Here is a 17,029-nt window from a genome sequence, read left to right as displayed (position 1 = left end):
CCGGGAAGGCACTGCGTACGGCCTGCCGTACGCAGTAGGTTCGATCCGTGCGTACGGCCCCGGGCCGTACGCCGTCCGGACTCGACGAGGGGGATCATCCGTGCGTTCCGGGGACGAGTTCGCCGACCGCTATGTCCTCAAGCAGGTCGTCGGCACGGGGCGCGGCGGCGACGTGTGGCTGGCCCACGACACGGTGGTGGGCCAGGACGTCGCGCTGAAACCGGAGCGTACGGACGGCACGGGCGAGACCTCCGTACGCCGGCTGCTGGGCGAACCGCGTGCCATGGCCAAGTTCCGCGACCACCCCCACGTCGTCACCCTGTTCGACGTCGTGACCACGCCGCCTGACGGGTCCGGACAGGGACAGGGGAACGGGCAAGGAGACGGGCCGGGGAACGGGCGAGGAGACGGGCCGGGAGACGGGGGCGCGGCACACTCCGTGCCCGCTGAGCGGACCTTCTGGTTCGTCATGGAGTACGTGCCCGGCGGCGGCCTGGACCACGTCCCTCCGGTGTCCCCCGCGCGAGCGGCCCGCATCGGCGCCCAGCTCGCCGACGCCCTGGCCGCGCTGCACGAGGCGGGCGTCGTCCACTGCGACGTCAAGCCGGCCAACGTCGGCCTCACCCGGCACGGGACCGCGAAGTTGCTGGACTTCGGTGCCGCCTACCGGGCCGGCGGCACCGAGACCATCACGGTCAACGGCCCGTCCAGCTTCACCCCGGACTACGCCGCTCCCGAGCTGGCCAGGGGCAACGTGCCCCGGCCGGCCTCGGACGTGTTCTGTCTGGCCGCCACCGTCCACGCGCTGGTCACCGGCGCGCCACCGCGCGGCGGCGCACCCGACGAGGCCACCGGCCCCACGGCCACGGCGAACACCGGCGAGGCCACCGCCCCCACGGGCAAGGCGAACGCCGGCGACGAGACCGGCCCCGCAGGTGCGACGGACGACGGCGACGAGGCCGACCGTCTGCGGCACTGGAAGGCCGAGCAGGGCGTCGTCGAGCTGGACCCCGCCGTGGGACCGCTGCGTCCGGTGCTCACCGCCATGCTGCACCGCGATCCCCGGCAGCGCCCCGACGCCGCCGAGGCCCGGCGGCTCCTGGAGGGCGTCGCCGGAACCGACCCGGCGTCCGCCTCCCCTTCCCCCGGCACGCCCGGTGCCGTTGCCGGTACCGTCACCGGTCGCCGGCTGTGGCGTCGGCCGCTGCTCGTCGCCGTCCTCGGCGTCAGCACCCTGGTGGCCCTGGGCCTGGTCGCCGTCCAGGACCACGGCGACGACGGGAGGGCCGCGTCCTCCCCTCCCCGGCCGGGCCAGGGCCGTACGGCCGACGGCGCCGCGAACGGCGGGTCCGGAGCCCTGATCGGCGACCCGCGCACGGCCGACGTGTGCGCCCTGGCCGATCCCGCCGCCCTCGACCAGTTCGGGGACGGGGACGTCCGCGTGGACGTGGACTACGGCAACTTCGACCGCTGCGACGTGCTCGTGGGCGTCGACGACAGGACCCGCATCGACACCTCGATCCGGCTCCTCGACGGTTCGCCGCCCGAGGGGTCGAAGCCCGTCCGCACCGTCGGGAGGATCGGCATCAGGGAGGAGCCGGCCGAGAGCGACGAGTGCAAGCGGCTGCTGACCTACGGCGGCGACACCGGCGCCCGCGTCGAGGTCCGCGTCAACATGGGCAAGGGCTCCGTGGTCGGCGGCAACGCCACCCTGTGCACGGTCGCCGACAAGGCCGCCGCCGGCGCGGCCGGGGTCCTCGACCGGGGCCCGGTCCCCCGCCGTTCGCCCGCCTACCCGCGCACCTCGCTGGCCTGGACGGACGCCTGCGGGCTCCTCGACGCCGAGGCGCTGTCCGCCGTACCCGGCCTCAAGGTCGACGTGCCCGAGGTCGGCGTCGCCAACTGGCGCTGCAAGTGGTCGAGCGACGTCGACGAACTGGACGCGACGATCGCCTTCTTCCGCGACCAGCCGAGATCCGCGGTGGGCGGCGCCACCAGCACCACGCTGAGCGGGTACCGCACCGTCGTCGGGCCGGACGACGACGACACCTGCACGGCCTTCGTCGAGTACCGCAGGTACAGCGGCCAGGACGCCGAGACCGCCGCCGAGATGGTGCGCCTGGACGTCGGCGGGCAGCGGCCGACGGACCAGCTCTGCACCATGGCCACGGACCTCGCGGCCGACGCCGCCGCGGCACTCCGCGCGCGATGACACCGCCGCCCGCGGCGACGACCGACACGGGCCGGCAGGTCAACGGCGGCCCGACGAGCCACCGTTGACCTGCCGGTCCGACCCACCCGTCAGGCCCCGGCGCCGGGCGGCCAGGGCCCGTCGTCCTCCATCAGGTCCAGGTCCGGCGGCACGAGCGTCGTCGACTCCACCAGCCCCTTGATCAGGTTGTGCAGCAGGCTGTTGTCGCCGGGCCTGCCCTGCGACTTGTCGTGGATCAGCGGGTACCGGAAGCCGGTGCGGTGCAGTCGACGCCGTACCGCCTCGATCCGGTACTCGATCTTCCGCTCGTTCCAGCCCGCGTCCGGGCGGAGACAGGCGCACTGCCTGGCGGCCATGGCGTACGTCAGGGGACGCGGGTCCTCCTCGTACAACAGGTAGCGCTGGCCGAGGACGACCAGCAGCAGCCGTTCGTCGTCGTCGAGCGCCCACGTCTGCGGGCGGGCGGTCTCGGCGCGCCGTCGCGACACCGGGCCCTGGTCGTCGTGGCTCGCCACGTACAGCTCGACCAGGTGCTCGCGGTAGCCGGAGCCCTTCACGAACAGCGGGGTGTACCCGGTGGCGAGGGGGATCGGTTCGCTGCTGAGGTGCAGCATCCGGCCGCGCGGCAGCCGGACCAGCTGCTGTCCGGTGTTGCGCAGCCACCACTGCCCCGCGCGGTACGTCAGTTCCCCGTGCCGGCGGCTCACCCGCAGGTCGTCGACGCCGACCCCGAGATCCACGTCCGGCTTCTCGCCCCGCCCGAAACGGACGGTCAGTCCCGGGCGGGGCGGCGCACTCAGTTCACCGGTGACCGTGCGGGCGTGCAGGATGCCGGGCGTGGTGGGCGCGACACCACGCGCGAGGCTGGCGGAGAGGGGCATCGCTGGTCTCCTCGGTCGTCGGGTCGACGGGATCGACGATGGGGCTTCTGCGGGCGCCGGCAGGGGCCCGTCCACCAGTGTCCACGGCCTCGTGCGGGACCCCTCCCCGAGCAACGGCCCTACGCTCCCGGCATGTTCTCAGGGCCAGGCACGATCCGACGAAGGCGTCACCTCCTGCTGGCGGTGGCCGCCGGCGCGCTGCTCACCGCGTGCGGCGGCGACCCGGAACCCGCCGCGCACCCGGCCTCGCGGCCGGCGTCACCGACGCAGGCCTCCGCCTCCGCCACGCCGCCCTCCTCCGCCCCGGCCTCCTCCGAGCCGCCGACGACATCCCCCGTTGAGCAGGACGTGCAGGACGCCTTCGACGCGGCGATGAAGGCCCACCCCGGCGCGGCCCCGGCCACGTGCACGGAGAACGCACCGCTGGACGACGCGGACTGCGGCGCGGCCCTCAGGGCGGCCGAGAAGGCCGCCGCCGACACGGAACGGCGGCTGCGGCGCAAGGACCCCGAGAACGCCGACCTGTTGTACGGCGCGGCGCTCACCACCGCAGGTGCCGTACAGGACGGCATGGCCCGCCTGCGCGACCCGATCCCCTGCTACGGCCTCAGCGACGCGCCGCAGCCGCCCCCGCCGCTCCTCGCGGAGGCCGAGAGCATCTGCGCCGAGGCCGCCGGCCTCACCTGGAGCGAGTGGGGGATCTTCCTCACCGCCGTCGAAGCGTGACGGGGCCCGCCCGGGCCGGTCGCCGCCGCAGGCCCGGCCGCAGCCACAGCCACAGCCGCAGCCGCAGCCGCAGCCGCAGCCGCGGAGTGCCGACGCCTGCGGGGATCCGGCGCGTCAGCCCCGGGCCGCCTTCCACCAGGCGGTGTTCTCCCGGTACCAGGCCACCGTGGCGGCCAGTCCCTCGTCGAAGGAGCGCCGGGGCTCGTAGCCCAGTTCGTCACGGATCTTGGACCAGTCGACGGAGTAGCGGGCGTCGTGGCCCTTGCGGTCCTCGACGTGGACGACGCTGTCCCAGTCCCGGCCGCAGGCGTCCAGGAGCCGCTCGGTGAGCTGCTTGTTGGTGAGTTCGGTGCCGCCGCCGACGTTGTAGACCTCGCCCGGGCGGCCGCCCTCGAGGACGAGCCGGAGAGCACGGCAGTGGTCCTCGACGTGCAGCCAGTCACGGATCTGCCCGCCGTCTCCGTACAGCGGCACCTGTCGACCGTCCAGGAGGCTGGTGATGAAGAGCGGGATGATCTTCTCGGGGTACTGGTGGGGCCCGTAGTTGTTCGAGCACCGGGTGACGCGGACGTCCAGGCCGTGCGTGCGGTGATAGGCCAGCGCGAGGAGATCGGAACCCGACTTGGCCGCGGAGTAGGGCGAGTTGGGAGCGAGGGGCTGCTCCTCGGTCCAGGAGCCGACGGGGATGGAGCCGTAGACCTCGTCCGTGGAGACGTGGACGAAGGTGCCCAGGCCCGTGCGGACGGCGGCCTCCAGCAGGACCTGGGTGCCCAGCACGTTGGTCGAGGCGAAGCCGCCGCCGTCGGCGATCGAGCGGTCGACATGCGATTCGGCGGCGAGGTGCACCACCGCGTCGTGCCCGGTCATCAGACCGGCCACGCGTTCGGCGTCGAGGATGTCCCCGCGGACGAAGCGCAGCCGGGAATCGTCCGCCACGGGCTCGAGGTTGGCCGGGTTGCCCGCATAGGTCAGCGCGTCCAGGACGGTGACCGCCTCGGTCGCGGGGTCGGACAGCAGAGATCGTACGAAGTGGGAGCCGATGAAGCCGGCCCCTCCGGTGACAAGGGTTCTCATGGCGGGTGTCGCGGTCTCTCGTGTCGTGGGTGTCCCGGGAACGGGCTCAGGAGGCGATCCGGATCCGGCTGTGATCGCCGAGGACAAGGCGGTGTGCTCGTGGAGCCCGGACCGCACCGCAGACGTGGACGGAGCGGCCGATGAGCGAACCCTCGACACGGCCCGCGTCCTCGATCCGCGATCCCTGCAGGACGATGGAGTACTCCACTTCACTGCCGCTGATCCGGCAGCCGTCGGCGATGGAGGTGAAGGCCCCGATGTGGGAGTCGGCGACGACGGTGCCTGCACCGATGACGGTGGGGCCGACGATCCGTGACCGCAGGACCCGGGCTCCCGGCGCGATCCGGACCCGGCCCACGATCTCGCTCGCCCCGTCCACCCACCCTTCGACGGCCGGCTCCACGGTCTCCAGCACGGTGCGGTTGACCTCCAGCACGTCGTCGGCGTTACCGGTGTCCTTCCAGTAGCCGGTGATGGTGGTGGCGTGGACGTCGCGGCCGGAGTCGACCATCCACTGGATGGCGTCGGTGATCTCCAGCTCGCCGCGCGCCGAGGGCACACAGGCGGCGACGGCCTCGTGCACCACGGGGGTGAAGAAGTAGACACCGACCAGCGCGAGATCGCTCCGGGGCACCGGAGGCTTCTCCTCCAGTCGCACCACGGCGCCGTCGGGCCCCAGCTCGGCGACTCCGAACACCGACGGGTCCGCGACCTTGGTGAGCAGGATGCCGGCGTCGGGCCGCTCCCGGCGGAACTCGTCCACGACGTCGGTGATTCCGCCGACGACGAAGTTGTCGCCGAGGTACATGACGAAGTCGTCGTCGCCGAGCCAGTCGCGGGCGACGAGCACGGCGTGCGCCAGCCCGAGGGGAGCTTCCTGCGGCAGATACGTGATCCGGGCCCCGAAGGCCCGGCCGTCCGAGAGGGCGGCCCGTATCTCGTCGGCCGTGCCGCCCACGACGACGCCTATCTCGGTGATGCCGGCGGCGACGATCGACTCGATCCCGTAGAAGAGGACCGGCTTGTTGGCGACGGGGACGAGTTGCTTGGCGGCGGTGTGGGTGATGGGGCGCAGCCGGGTGCCGGTGCCGCCGGCGAGAACGAGTGCCTTCATCGTCGGCCCGCCCCCGCGAGGGCCCCGGCGCACTCCGCCGTGAGCGCGTCGAGGAGGGCGAACAGCCTCGGCTGGCTCCGCCGCACCACGGACGTGACACGCTCCGCGTGCTCGGCGGTGGAGCAGCGCAGCGGCTGGGCCAGGGCGTAGCGGTCGCGCCACCTGAGGACCGCGAGGTCCGGCCAGAGCTCCTGCGCGGCCCGTCTGGCCGACGCGATCTCCGCCGCCGGGTCACCGTCCCAGCCCAGGGGTCTGGTGAAGCGCTCGTCCGCCACCAGCCGGGCGAGCCACTCGTCGGTGTCCGCGAGCTGCGCGGTCCGGTACGCGGCGGCGTCGCGCCCGGAGCGCAGGAGCTCCAGCATCGAACGCGCCGCGCGCGGGTCGTCGAAGACGGCCAGGGGCAGCCGGTGGCGGGCCGGTATCCGGTGCCGGCGGGTGCCGCTGTCGTCGAGCAGGACCGTCGTACGGTCGGCCACCGTGGTGAAGCGTGCCCCGGCGTCGGTCATGCGCAGCCACAGGTCCCAGTCCTCCAGGCCCGCCCCGGTGCGCCAGCCGCCGGCCCGCTGCGCGAGGCCGCGCCGGTGCGCCACCCGCGACGGTTCGAAGACGACCCCGAGGACCTGGAACTCCGGGTGCCAGCACATCTCGTACGGCTGCGAGGCCGCCCGGAGCGCTCCCTCGGGACCGCGCAGTTCGAAGCCCGTGGCGACGAGTTCGGCACCGCGGTCCATCAGGGAGAGCACCACCGCCAGATGGTCCGCCCGCCACTGGTCGTCGTGGTCGAGGTAGGCGACGACCTCGCCCCGCGCCTCGGCCAGCGCGATGTTCCTGGGGCCGCTGGGATGGCCGTGCCGTCCGGTGCGCAGCAGTCTGATCCGCGGATCGGTGCGGGCGCCGCGGCGGACCCAGTCGTCCGTGTCGTCGGTGCTGCCGTCGGAGACCACGAGCATCTCCCAGTCGGTGACGGTCTGGGCGGTGACCGAGGCGAGGGTGTCCAGGATCGCCCGGGACCGGTTGTACGTCGGACAGATCACCGACACGCGGGGCTTGGGGGCGTGCTCCATCTGTGCAACTTTCCGCGTCGGGAACCGGGAGTTCTTTGCCATTGCACCGGTGCCCGCGACCGTCCGTCTCCCGTGACGAACGGCGGCGACGGAAACCGGGTGGACGGACTCCGCGCCGGGCGGCGGGCGGACGACGCGGATGCCCTCTGCACGCACGGAGCGGGCACGCTGCGGCGCTTGTCGCAAAGTTAGCGCCGGCGGCGCGCGGGCGCGCCCGCCGCGGGTCGAGTCGTCCCCCGCCCGGGGGCGGGGGACGGCCGGGGACAGGGACGGCCGGGGTCACGGACGGCCGGGGTCACGGACGGCCGGGTCACGGACGGCCGGTGACGCCAGGGGTCAGGCCGCGAAGTGGACCGGCAGCGCTTGCGAGTGCCACAGGACCGCGAGCTGGGCACGGTCCCGGCAGCCCAGTTTGCGCAGGACGTTCGACACGTGGAACTTGACCGTGCTGCGCTCGACGGTCAGCCGCTCGGCGATCTCCGAGTTGGACAGGCCCTCGGCGACGAGCACGGCCACCGTCCGTTCCCGGCCGGTGAGCTGCGTGATCTCGGCCGCGGGCAGCTCCGTCGCCCGGGCGTGGCCAGCCCGGCCGGACAGCAGCGTGGGAACGAGTTCGGGCGAGATCCAGCCACGCCCGTTCAGCACCTCGCGCACGGCCCTGACATAACCGTGGTCGGGGTCGTCCCGGTCGACGATCCCGGCCACCCGGGCGCAGAGGGGCAGCCTGAAGAACGCGTCGCTGCGGCCGTCGACCACGACGATCACGCGCTTGCCCCACCCGGCGAGCGACGGGTCCGCGTCCACCCTGCCGCTCTCGACGATGGCGACGTCGGCCGGAGCCGCGGGCCGGGCCGAGGCAGGGCCGTCGCCCTTCTCCGAAACGAACCACCCGAGGCCGGCCAGTGCCTCGGTCATGCGACGCCGCTGCGCAGGAGTGCTGATACCGACAACGATTCGTTCCATGCTTCCCCCGAAACTATGGTCGCGGTACGGAGGAAGACCCAGCTCGCTCAAAGTCGGTCACGCCCCCGTGCAACCTTGATCACTTACGGGGGAAATTAACACAAGCTCATTACCTGTTCAACGTAACGTGTTGAAACTGCAAACGGCTTGAGAGTGGATGGGGCCGCCGGTTCCCCTATCGCCCGGTTCGCCCCGACAGGCCCTCAGGTGCCCGCATTGATCATGGTGACGGTGGTGGACGCCGTGTAGGTGGACAGCGCCGTGTACACCGAGTCGACCAGCTGCTTCATGGCCGGCTCGGCCCAGTGCCCCTCGGCCAGTCGCGCCATCCGCTCGTCGGCGGCGGTCCGGTCGGCGCCGGCGAACACGAGTTCCGCGAGTCCGCCGGTGTGCAGCAGCACCAACAGCGCGGCCGTGCGCTCGTCGGGCTCCTCGCCCTCCAGGGCGACCGCCGTGAGCTTCCGGCGCAGCCGGGCCTCCGGCGCCCCGTCGGCCTCCGGGTACCGGGTCGTGGGGAAGATTCCCCAGCGCCGGGTCCGCTCCTCGCGGATGACGCCCTTGTCGAGCAGGCCCTGCCGGGCGCCGGCGACGGCTTCCTCGCGCAGCTCGAAGATCCACGCCTGGACGTCCTTGGGCTCGGCCGCCCCGGCGATCCGCGCGAGCGCCTCGTCCAGGACCGCCACGCCCGGCGGAGTGGGATCGGTGACGACGAGGTGGTCGCCCTCCATGCGGACGCGGTCCGCGAGCGCCAGTTCCAGTACGGACGCGCTGGAGATCATGTATTCGGACTGTGACTGCAGCTGAGCGGCGCCGGTGGTGTCGTCGAGCGACAGGAGCATGATCTGCTCGCCAAGTGTGGTCTCCATGAGTGAGGTCTCTCCTTCTGCTGATGCGCGAAACTCGACTTGTGAAACGTTCCTGCTCAGGGCAGGGGGTGGGGGCGGCTCCGGGGCGCGGTCCCCGGTGCGGCGGCCAGGCCCGTCCTGGCCTCGGCCGTCCGCAACCGATCGGTGTTCCAGCTGAACTCGTGGGACTCCGCCATCCGCAACTGCTGGTAACCGGCCGGGACGACCTTGACCGCGGCCCAGCCCATCTCCCGCAGGGCGTCCGGAAGCCGGCCGGTCAGATCGACGGCGAGCGGGTCGGCGCCGTCGGCGAGCAGGCCCTGCAGGAGGGCGGAGGTCGTCACCGGCCGCGTCGTGCGGGGGGCCCGGGCCTCTCCGAAACCGCCGACCCACTCGCTGACGAGGTCGAAGCACTGCCGGGACGCGACGTACCGCAGCCGGTCGTCGTCGTCGCTGATCTCTGCCGGGGCTTCGCCGTAGCCGTGGCTCTCGCGCTGGTTCACCACCGCCGAGCGTATCTGGAGCGCCTCCTGCAGGGCCCCGAGCATGCTCCAGCCGACCTGGTCCGTGGCGTTGCAGCCGACGGTCGCCAGCGGCTGCGGGCCCGTCTCGTCGATGACCACCCCCACGGTGCAGACCACGCCGGACGTTCCGGTCGGCAGATCCGCCAGGACCGGTACGAGCCCGGCCTCCCGGGCGGTCTCCCACAGCTTCAGCAGGCTCCGCCAGTGCACGTTCTCCCTGCCCCTGCGCACCCGGCCGGCCTCGACGGCGCCGACGTCGACGCGCATCGGACGCAGCCGGCGTTCCCATGCGACGAGGAGCGCGTCCCGTTCGACCGTCTCCAGCAGGGCCGAGCGCAGTGCCATGTCGTACCCCTGGCCGGACGCCGCTCCGGAGGGGCCCGGGTCGAAGCCCTCCGCCTCCTCGGCGGGCGCGGGGTAGTCGACCAGACCCGCCGGGACCAGGATCTCGGCGCCGTCCCGCAGCCGCCGTGCCGGATACCACGTCAGGGGCCGCTCCGTGCGCCGCCCGTCGCCGAGGGCGACACCGGGGCCGGCAAAGTCCAGTGCGCGGGCGCCGAGGGCGCTCGGGGCGGCCCGGACGGCACCCGGGAGCGACCCGGGCCGCGGGAAGAGTGCGTACCGTTCCACCGCCTCCCCGGCGCCGCGCACCAGGGCGTCCATGCGCGAGTACCCGTACGCGCCGACCACCCGCGGCGACAGCGCCTGCGCGGCGTTCTCGGCGCGGTCGGCGCCGCAGGAGAGCCTGACGAGGGCCTTCCACAGTGGGTCGGCGGGCAGCGAGGGGGGAAGCATCCCGGACTTCTCCGCCAGTCCGTTGCCGGGGTCGAGGGTGGCCAAGAAGTCGATCATCAAGAGGTTCCTGCCGGGAGACGACGGGGCGGACGCACGGGAGCGGGGAGGGCGGCCCCGGCCGGGAGCGCCCTCCGAAGGACGGTCAGAGGAACGGCAGTCGGCAGCGGCCGCCGCTCCATGCGGCGCCGAGCGCGAGGAGCACACCGGCGGTGCCGGTCGCCAGGTCGGACGAGATCCGCAGGGACTCCTGCCCCAGGAAGGCGGGAGCGCCCCGGTGGCGGACGGCGTTGAGGCCGAGTCCCGCCACGTGCCGGTGCTGCACGGGATCCGTGGCGGGGGCGGGCTCCGGGCGGGCCGGCAGGTCCGGGTCGCCGCACGTGTCCCCGCGGCCCACCGCGTTCGTCAGGCGGGCGCGCGTCATGATGACGCCCGCCCGCCCGCTGAGCAGACCCGCCTGAGCGACGAAGGGCAGTTCCGTCGCCGCGAGGACGGCGTCGCGCGCCTGGGCCAGCTCGGTGTCCGGGAGGTGCGTGAGGAGGTCGTGCAGCACCATGCCCGTACCGCCGCTGCCGGACCCGATCAGCGGCAGGCGTCCCGTGGTGCCGTCCGCGAACGGCGACCCCGGTGTCCAGCCGAACTCGGCGAGGTCGCGCCGCAGTGCCGCCGCGGTGTGGTCCAGCAGGGCGGTGTCCCCGGTCCGTTCGTACAGGCGGAGCAGGAACAGGGCACCGCCCGACGCTCCGCGCAGCAATCCGGCGCCCGTGCCCTTTCCCGGCCCTTCGGGGGCCGGCGTGGCGCCGTCGGCGACCCGCTCGGCGATCCGGCCCGCCCGGTCCAGCAGGTCGCCGTCGCCGGTGGTCCCGGCGAAGTGCAGCAGGGTCAGCCCGACGCCGGCGAGGCCGCCGTGGAGGCTGTGGCCGAGGTCGTCCAGGGGTGACTCGACGATCCGGCCAAGGAGTTCGCGGGCGTCGGCTTCGCGGCCGAGCCGGTCCAGGACGTACGCGATGCCGCCCAGTCCGTCGTAGAGACCGGGCCGCGGGTTCTCGAGGGCGTGCGCCCGGCCGGCGAGCCAGTCGAGGTGCTCCCCGGGCACCCGGACGCCCGACTCGGCGAGGGCCCACAGCACTCCGGCGGCGCCGTGGGCGAGGCCGAGTCCGCCCTCCGGCGTGAAGAACTGTTCGGCGTCGCCCGGGAACAGCCGGTCGTCCCGGCCCGGCTGGGCGGTCGCGAGCAGACCGTCGGCCAACGACCGCAGCAGACCGAGCCGTTCGTCCGGACCGGGCACGCTCCACACCGGCCCCGTGCGCGGCTCGGCACCACCACCAGCCTCAGTACCCGCCACATCCGACACCGGCTCCACGCACCGCTCGGCACCACCACCAGCCTCAGTACCCGCCACATCCGACACCGGCTCCACACGCCGCTCGGCACCACCACCAGCCTCAGTACCCGCCACATCCGACACCGGCTCCACGCGCCGCTCGACGCCACCACCGCCCCCGGCACCCGACACATCCGACACCGGTTCCAGATCGTGGTGGACGCGCTCCGCGAAGTCCTCGGGCACCGGATAGTAGGAGGTGATGACGTCGATCAGCTGGTCCGCCTTCTCGGGGCCCCAGGGCAGCACGGCCACCTGCGGGGCGAAGAGCGCGAGCCGCAGACAGCCCAGCGCGTAGCGGTCGATGGCACGTCCGGTGTACCCGGCCGGGGCGACGAAACCGACCGCGCCCATGGTCTGCACGGTCGTGGCGTCCGGTGTGCCGGCCGTCTCGAAGTCGATGAAGACGACCCGGCCGTCGGGCCGGACCAGGATGTTCCCCGGGTGCAGGTCGGCGAAGACGACACCGCGGTCGTGCATGGCGTCGATCCCCCGCTCGATCTGGTCGAGCAGGTCCAGGGCCCACGCGGTGTACTCGGCGACGTCCGCCGCGGAACCGACGGCCTTCAGCAACGGGTTGCGCCGGACGAGTTCCCTGGAGAGCGCCGTCCCCTCCACGTACTCCCGGACCAGGAAGTAGTGTTCGTGGCCCTTGCGGTAGTCGATCAGCCGGGGGATGCAGGGCAGCCCGGTGAGCCGGCGCAGCGCCCAGTGCTCCTGTTCGTGGCGGGCGACGGCGTCGCGCCCTTCCGCGTCGAGGCCGGCGTGCGGGCGGGCCTCGCGCAGCAGGACCTCGGTGCCGTCCCGGGTGTCCGTCCCCCGGTACACCCCGCCGCCGTTGGAGAAGTGCACCGCCTTGGTGACCCGGTACGGGAAGTCCCGGAGCGTGCCCGCGTTGCGGGCGGCGACCGCCTCGGCCAGACAGGCGGGCAAGGTCACCCACTCGGGCGGCCGGAACCCCGGGCCGCGCCGGTCGGGGACCAGCCGGCCGTCGGGGTCCTCGATGCAGTGGATCAGCTCGCCCGACTCGGACCGCACCGCCTGCAGGACGAAGCCCCCGTAGCGGACGTAGAGCGGGCCGGAGCGCCATCTGAGGTCACTGAGGATGTACGGTCCGCTCTCGCCGTCCAGCAGGTCGCCGAGTTCGTGCAGGATCCGCTCGAAGTGCTGGTCGTCGAGCGGGTAGACGGTGACGAACTTGCCACTGCCGCTGCGGTCGCCGTACTTGCTGTTGCGCCGCTGGAGCAGGTCCCGGCTGCCGATGAACTTGAACATCACCCGCTCGGTGAGGCAGTACTTCGCCACCACGTCGAGGACGCGGCCGGCGTTCTCCAGGGTCGCCGAGACATGGATCTTCCAGCCCTGCCGCGGCAGGGTCACGCCGGGCGGGGACAGCACCACCCATTCGCTGCCCGGCGCACGGCTCCAGCCCTCGGGCAGTGCGTCGTGGACGAGGGAGAAGTCGTCCTCCGCCGCGGCCGACCGGGCCGGCAGGTCGAAGAACGGCGTACCGGGCGGGCAGAAGTGCAGATGCCGGATGATGTCCATGATGCCGATGGAGTCCTGTTTTCTCGGTCCGGTGAGGGCGGGTCAGCGAGCGGCCGGGGCGATGTACGAGAGGTAGAGCCATTCGCCCAGGGGGCGGCTGCCGACCGCCACGCGAGCCGTCCCGATGCCGTCGGCCTCAGCCGTGGCGGAGACGGACAGCGGAAGCAGCACGGCGGGTACGGGGAGGGAGTCGCCCTCCCTCACCGGTACGAAGGCGGAGAGCGGGGCGACGTCCTTCTCGGCCGGTCCCCGCCCCACGGTCGCGGAACCGATCTCGGTGCGCGTCACCATTCCACGCCGGTACAGCGTGACCTGCGTGCCCGGTGTGACCGCGTCCAGGTCGGCCGCGTCCGACAGTACGAGTGAGGCCCGGCCGTCCTCGACGACGTAGCCGCCGGTGACCGTGTACGGCACGGTGACCGTCGTCAGCACCGCACCGGCCGCGGCGGTGGCCAGCAGCCCGACGACGCACACGCGCCACATCCGGGCGCCGGCCGTGCGCGCCTCGCGCAACAGCAGCCGTGTGCCGTTGAAGAGGCGGTAGGCGAGGTAGACGACGCCGATCAGCACCAGGGTCGCGCCGATGAGGCCCATCCCCTGGAGGATGTCGAGCCACAGCGTGAACGCCATCGCGATGAGGTAGACCGGAAACACCATGGAGGCGAGGCCGAACGGCACGGACCACCGCAGCCCGGGCAGCTCCCGCACGTACCGGCCGCCGAAGAGGACCCTCGCCAGGAAGCGGCGCGCGTCGGTCATCGTCCGGTCCCGCAGGTGCGAGACGTCCAGATGGGTCATGAGCGCGATGTAGCCGTCGAGCTTGACGAGCGGCAGCAGGTTGAGCAGGCCCGTCACACAGGTGGAGACGGCGAACACCAGCATGCCGTCGCGCAGGCCGGAGTCACCGGACGCAGCGCCGACCGCGAGCGCCCCGAGCGCCGCCGAGCCGGCGATGACCATCTGCGTCACCACGCCGGCGAGCGCCACCTGGACGCGCTGTTCCCGGCGGGGCAGCCGCCAGCCGTCGGAGACGTCGCAGAAGAACGCGGGCGTCAGGTAGAAGAGCATCACTCCCATCCGGCTGGGGCGCCCCCCGTGGTGGGCGAGGACCGCTCCATGGCCCATCTCGTGCAGTGCGGTCGCGACGACCGAGGCGCAGGCGACCCCGAAGAGGACGCCCAGCGGAAGGGGGGAGCCCAGCGCCTGCCGGAGCTGCGGTGCCTGCAACGCGAGGGACAGCAGGCCGCCCAGGACGAGGACGGCCGCGAGGACCGCGCCGCCCCGGTTGGCCACGAGCCTCAGCAGCGGCACGAGCGCGGCGAGCATCCGCTCCGGCTTGACCACGGTGAACTGGAACGTCAGCGGCGGAACGAACTTGAACCAGGTGTTGCCGCGCCGGGGCGTCTGCCCGTCCTCCAGCAGGCGCATCCGGTGCAGGCTCTCGACCGCCTGCTCGACGGCCTCCTCCGTCCAGGGCGCCCCCAGCGTCTCCACCAGGCGCGTACGGTCGCGCTCCCCGTCCAGGACGCGCAGCAGCCGGACCATGTCGGCCCCCACCCGGATGTACTGCTGCGAGCCGCGCTGGACGACCCAGGGCGCGTCGTCGGCGATCGGCTCGTGGAGCTGCACGTCGGGGGCCAGCCGCGGTCGCTCCAGGAGGGCGCTCGACCGCTCGGGCGTCAGCGTCGCGCCCGGCCTCGCCCGGCCACGGCTCATACGACGTCCCGGGTGAGGAACAGCCTGCGGGCGGCGTAGCCGGCCACGGCCAGCCAGACGCCGATGACGAGCAGGGCGACGGGCACCGACAGCAGTTCGGGCTTGCCGTCCCGGTAGACCGAGCTCATCGCGATCGTCACGGTGAATCTGCCGACGGAGGGCAGCAGCCGCAGCAGCGCCTCGTCGACGAAGAGCGTCAGACCGAGCAGCGTCGCCACCGCGGCGGTCTGGTTGCGGATGATCCAGCCGAGCAGCACCCCCCAGGGAGCGCCCAGCACGGTGACCGTGAAGACGCCCACCAGGGTCAGCGTCGTCTCACGGGTCCAGGCGGGTTCGAGGCCGGTGGAGGCCGAGAGGAACACCACCGGGGACGCGGCGGCCAGTCCCGTGGCGAGCAGGGCGAACAGGACGCCCGTACCGGTGCCCACGAGCAGCTTCGCGCCCAGCAGGCGGCCGCGTCCGCCGCTCAGCAGCACGGACCTGCCGATGGACCCGGAGTTGTACTCCCTGGTGACGAGGACCGCTCCGAGCAGGGCGGAGAAGAGCAACAGCATGAACCAGGAGCGGACCACCTGGTCGGTGACGGCCTCGACGGTCGTCACGCCCTTGGCGATGTCCTCCTCGGCCTGGGCGACGAATCCGCTGCTCGCCAGGATCCCCAGGAACACTCCGATGAGGGCCATCGACCACCAGGCGCGTCCGGTGAACACCTTGGACCATTCGGCGGCTATGAGGTTACGCATGGGCGGCTTCTCCGGTTCCGGTCGACTCGGCGAGCTCGAAGAAGCGGTCCTCGAGGCTGTACCGGCCGTCCGAGGTGAGCTCGGTGAGGGGTCCGCAGTAGCGCAGGGACTTCTGCAGGATCACCACGTCGTCCACCGTCTGCTCCACCTCGGCGAGCAGGTGGCTGGACAGCAGGATGGTGCGGCCCTCGTCGGCGAGGGACCGCAGGAAGGTGCGCAGCCATCGGATGCCGTCCGGGTCGAGGCCGTTGGCGGGTTCGTCCAGGACCAGCAGCTCGGGGTCGGCGAGCAGCGCGGACGCCAGCGCGTGACGCTGCTTCATGCCGGTGGAGAAGCCCTTGAGCTGCTTGTCGGCACGGTCGCCGAGACCGACGCGCTCCAGCACCTCGTCCACGCGCCGGCGCGGCAGTCCGAGCATCCTGGCCCAGATCTGGAGGTCGCGGCGGCCGGTCACGCCCGGTGTCGCGCCGATGCCGTCCATGCTGACGCCGATCCGGTGGGCGGCGTCGGGGAGTTCGGCGTACGGCTTGCCGAAGACGGTGGCGCTTCCGGCGGTCGGCGCGGTGAGGCCCAGCAGCATGCGCAGCGAAGTGGTCTTCCCTGCGCCGTTGCGGCCGAGCAGGCCGACGATGCGTCCGGCGGGGACCTCGAACGTGACGTCCTCGACCGCCGTGAACGCACCGAAGCGTTTGGTCAGGCCTCGGAAGTCTGCTACGACGGCACTACTCATACTTTCTCCGTGCGGGAGTTCACAGCGATGCGGCACACACAGGCGATCGGACCGTGATTTCTTGGCATGGCAATTCCTTCTCAGTCGTCCCGGTGGCGTCCAACGGCCGGGAACCGGCCCCCCGCCCCGGAAGGAAACGAGCCTTCCTTCCGGGGCGGGGGTTCACCTGTGCGGTCGTTCCCCGCGTGGGCGGGATCAGGTGACGGCGACCGCGGAAGCCACACCGCCGTAGACGGCGCTGGCGGCGACCGAGACGACCACACCGTCCTTGAAGTTGGACCAGAAGCCCGGGGCCTCCATGGCCTCCAGCTCCTGCATGCCCAGCTCGAGCGCGTCGGTGGCGTTCTCCTCGAAGATGTCCTGCATTGTTCAACACCTCCTTTCCATCAGCTCGTTGGATTTCCGGCCCGATAACCGGTCTCCGGTTGTCCGGTCCCCGGTTGTCCGGCCTCCCGATATCCGGTCTCCGGTTATCAGGTCGTCGCGATGACGGAAGCGACGATGCTGTACGTGACGGCACCGCCGGCACCCGCGCCGCTGATGTAACCGGTCACGGACCAGAAGCCCGGGGCCTCCATGGCCTCCAGCTCCTGCATGCCCAGCTCGAGCGCCGGAGTGATGTCCAGCTCGGCAGAGTTCTGCATTTTTCCTTTTCCCCCCTTCCCTGTATGTGCTGTGCATCCGCAGGCGTCGGGTGAAAGCCCCCGACCCGC

At 72.6% G+C, this 17,029-nt stretch carries 15 protein-coding genes; 2 read left to right on the top strand and 13 right to left on the bottom strand.

Translation table 11 applies throughout. The features are described from left to right. Window positions 1–100: 100 nt before the first annotated feature. On the top strand, window positions 101–2,212 hold the full coding sequence (locus tag HZS56_RS14675; protein ID WP_216721163.1) for a serine/threonine-protein kinase: 2,112 nt from the start codon (window positions 101–103) through the stop codon (window positions 2,210–2,212). 89 nt (window positions 2,213–2,301) lie between these two features. On the opposite strand, the gene HZS56_RS14670 is transcribed toward HZS56_RS14675, so the two are convergent. Then, a complete protein-coding gene (locus tag HZS56_RS14670; protein ID WP_216721162.1) occupies window positions 2,302–3,093 on the bottom strand; it encodes an FHA domain-containing protein in 792 nt (263 codons plus the stop codon). Between the two features lie 132 nt (window positions 3,094–3,225). Here HZS56_RS14670 and HZS56_RS14665 point away from each other — a divergent pair, with 132 nt between their 5' ends. Next, window positions 3,226–3,819: a hypothetical protein gene (locus HZS56_RS14665; protein WP_216721161.1), complete on the top strand. Its 594-nt coding sequence runs from the start codon at window positions 3,226–3,228 to the stop codon at window positions 3,817–3,819. 114 nt (window positions 3,820–3,933) lie between these two features. Here the strand turns inward: HZS56_RS14665 and rfbB are convergent, their stop codons facing one another. The 12 genes from rfbB to HZS56_RS14605 form a co-directional block, all read right to left on the bottom strand. Then, the gene (gene rfbB / locus HZS56_RS14660; protein WP_216721160.1) at window positions 3,934–4,893 is read right to left on the bottom strand and encodes a dTDP-glucose 4,6-dehydratase; all 960 of its coding nucleotides are present in this window, start codon (window positions 4,891–4,893) and stop codon (window positions 3,934–3,936) included. Window positions 4,894–4,939: 46 nt separating this feature from the next. After that, window positions 4,940–6,007, bottom strand: coding sequence for a glucose-1-phosphate thymidylyltransferase (locus HZS56_RS14655; protein ID WP_216721159.1), 1,068 nt, complete (start codon window positions 6,005–6,007; stop codon window positions 4,940–4,942). Beyond that, window positions 6,004–7,071: a glycosyltransferase family 2 protein gene (locus tag HZS56_RS14650; RefSeq protein ID WP_216721158.1), complete on the bottom strand. Its 1,068-nt coding sequence runs from the start codon at window positions 7,069–7,071 to the stop codon at window positions 6,004–6,006. Before HZS56_RS14650 ends, HZS56_RS14655 begins: the two co-directional genes overlap by 4 nt. 336 nt (window positions 7,072–7,407) lie before the next feature. Then, a complete protein-coding gene (locus HZS56_RS14645) occupies window positions 7,408–8,034 on the bottom strand; it encodes a helix-turn-helix transcriptional regulator (protein ID WP_216721157.1) in 627 nt (208 codons plus the stop codon). Window positions 8,035–8,237: 203 nt separating this feature from the next. Next, the gene (locus HZS56_RS14640; RefSeq protein ID WP_216721156.1) at window positions 8,238–8,900 is read right to left on the bottom strand and encodes a GOLPH3/VPS74 family protein; all 663 of its coding nucleotides are present in this window, start codon (window positions 8,898–8,900) and stop codon (window positions 8,238–8,240) included. Window positions 8,901–8,956: 56 nt separating this feature from the next. Further along, window positions 8,957–10,255 carry a YcaO-like family protein gene (locus tag HZS56_RS14635; RefSeq protein WP_216721155.1) on the bottom strand — a complete coding sequence of 433 codons (1,299 nt, stop codon included), beginning with the start codon at window positions 10,253–10,255 and terminating at the stop codon, window positions 8,957–8,959. A gap of 85 nt (window positions 10,256–10,340) precedes the next feature. Beyond that, a complete protein-coding gene (gene lanKC, locus HZS56_RS14630) occupies window positions 10,341–13,127 on the bottom strand; it encodes a class III lanthionine synthetase LanKC (protein WP_216721154.1) in 2,787 nt (928 codons plus the stop codon). A 42-nt stretch (window positions 13,128–13,169) separates the two neighbouring features. After that, entirely contained in the window at window positions 13,170–14,843 is a 1,674-nt protein-coding gene (gene mpaP, locus HZS56_RS14625; RefSeq protein WP_216721153.1) for a daptide biosynthesis intramembrane metalloprotease, read from the bottom strand. Further along, on the bottom strand, window positions 14,840–15,586 hold the full coding sequence (locus tag HZS56_RS14620) for an ABC transporter permease (RefSeq protein WP_216721152.1): 747 nt from the start codon (window positions 15,584–15,586) through the stop codon (window positions 14,840–14,842). The genes mpaP and HZS56_RS14620 overlap by 4 nt, the downstream gene beginning before the upstream one ends. Then, window positions 15,579–16,316: an ABC transporter ATP-binding protein gene (locus tag HZS56_RS14615; protein WP_216721151.1), complete on the bottom strand. Its 738-nt coding sequence runs from the start codon at window positions 16,314–16,316 to the stop codon at window positions 15,579–15,581. Before HZS56_RS14615 ends, HZS56_RS14620 begins: the two co-directional genes overlap by 8 nt. Window positions 16,317–16,511: 195 nt before the next feature. Beyond that, window positions 16,512–16,682, bottom strand: coding sequence for a daptide-type RiPP (locus tag HZS56_RS14610; protein WP_216721150.1), 171 nt, complete (start codon window positions 16,680–16,682; stop codon window positions 16,512–16,514). A 107-nt stretch (window positions 16,683–16,789) separates the two neighbouring features. Then, window positions 16,790–16,960: a daptide-type RiPP gene (locus tag HZS56_RS14605; protein ID WP_179342685.1), complete on the bottom strand. Its 171-nt coding sequence runs from the start codon at window positions 16,958–16,960 to the stop codon at window positions 16,790–16,792. Window positions 16,961–17,029: the final 69 nt, after the last annotated feature.

Origin of the sequence: Streptomyces mayonensis (genome assembly GCF_018982965.1) — a bacterium.
In the GTDB taxonomy this organism is placed as follows: Bacteria; Actinomycetota; Actinomycetes; order Streptomycetales; family Streptomycetaceae; genus Streptomyces; species Streptomyces mayonensis.
The sequence above is the reverse complement of the archived record's forward strand: the minus strand, read 5'-3'. Positions and strand labels throughout refer to the sequence as shown.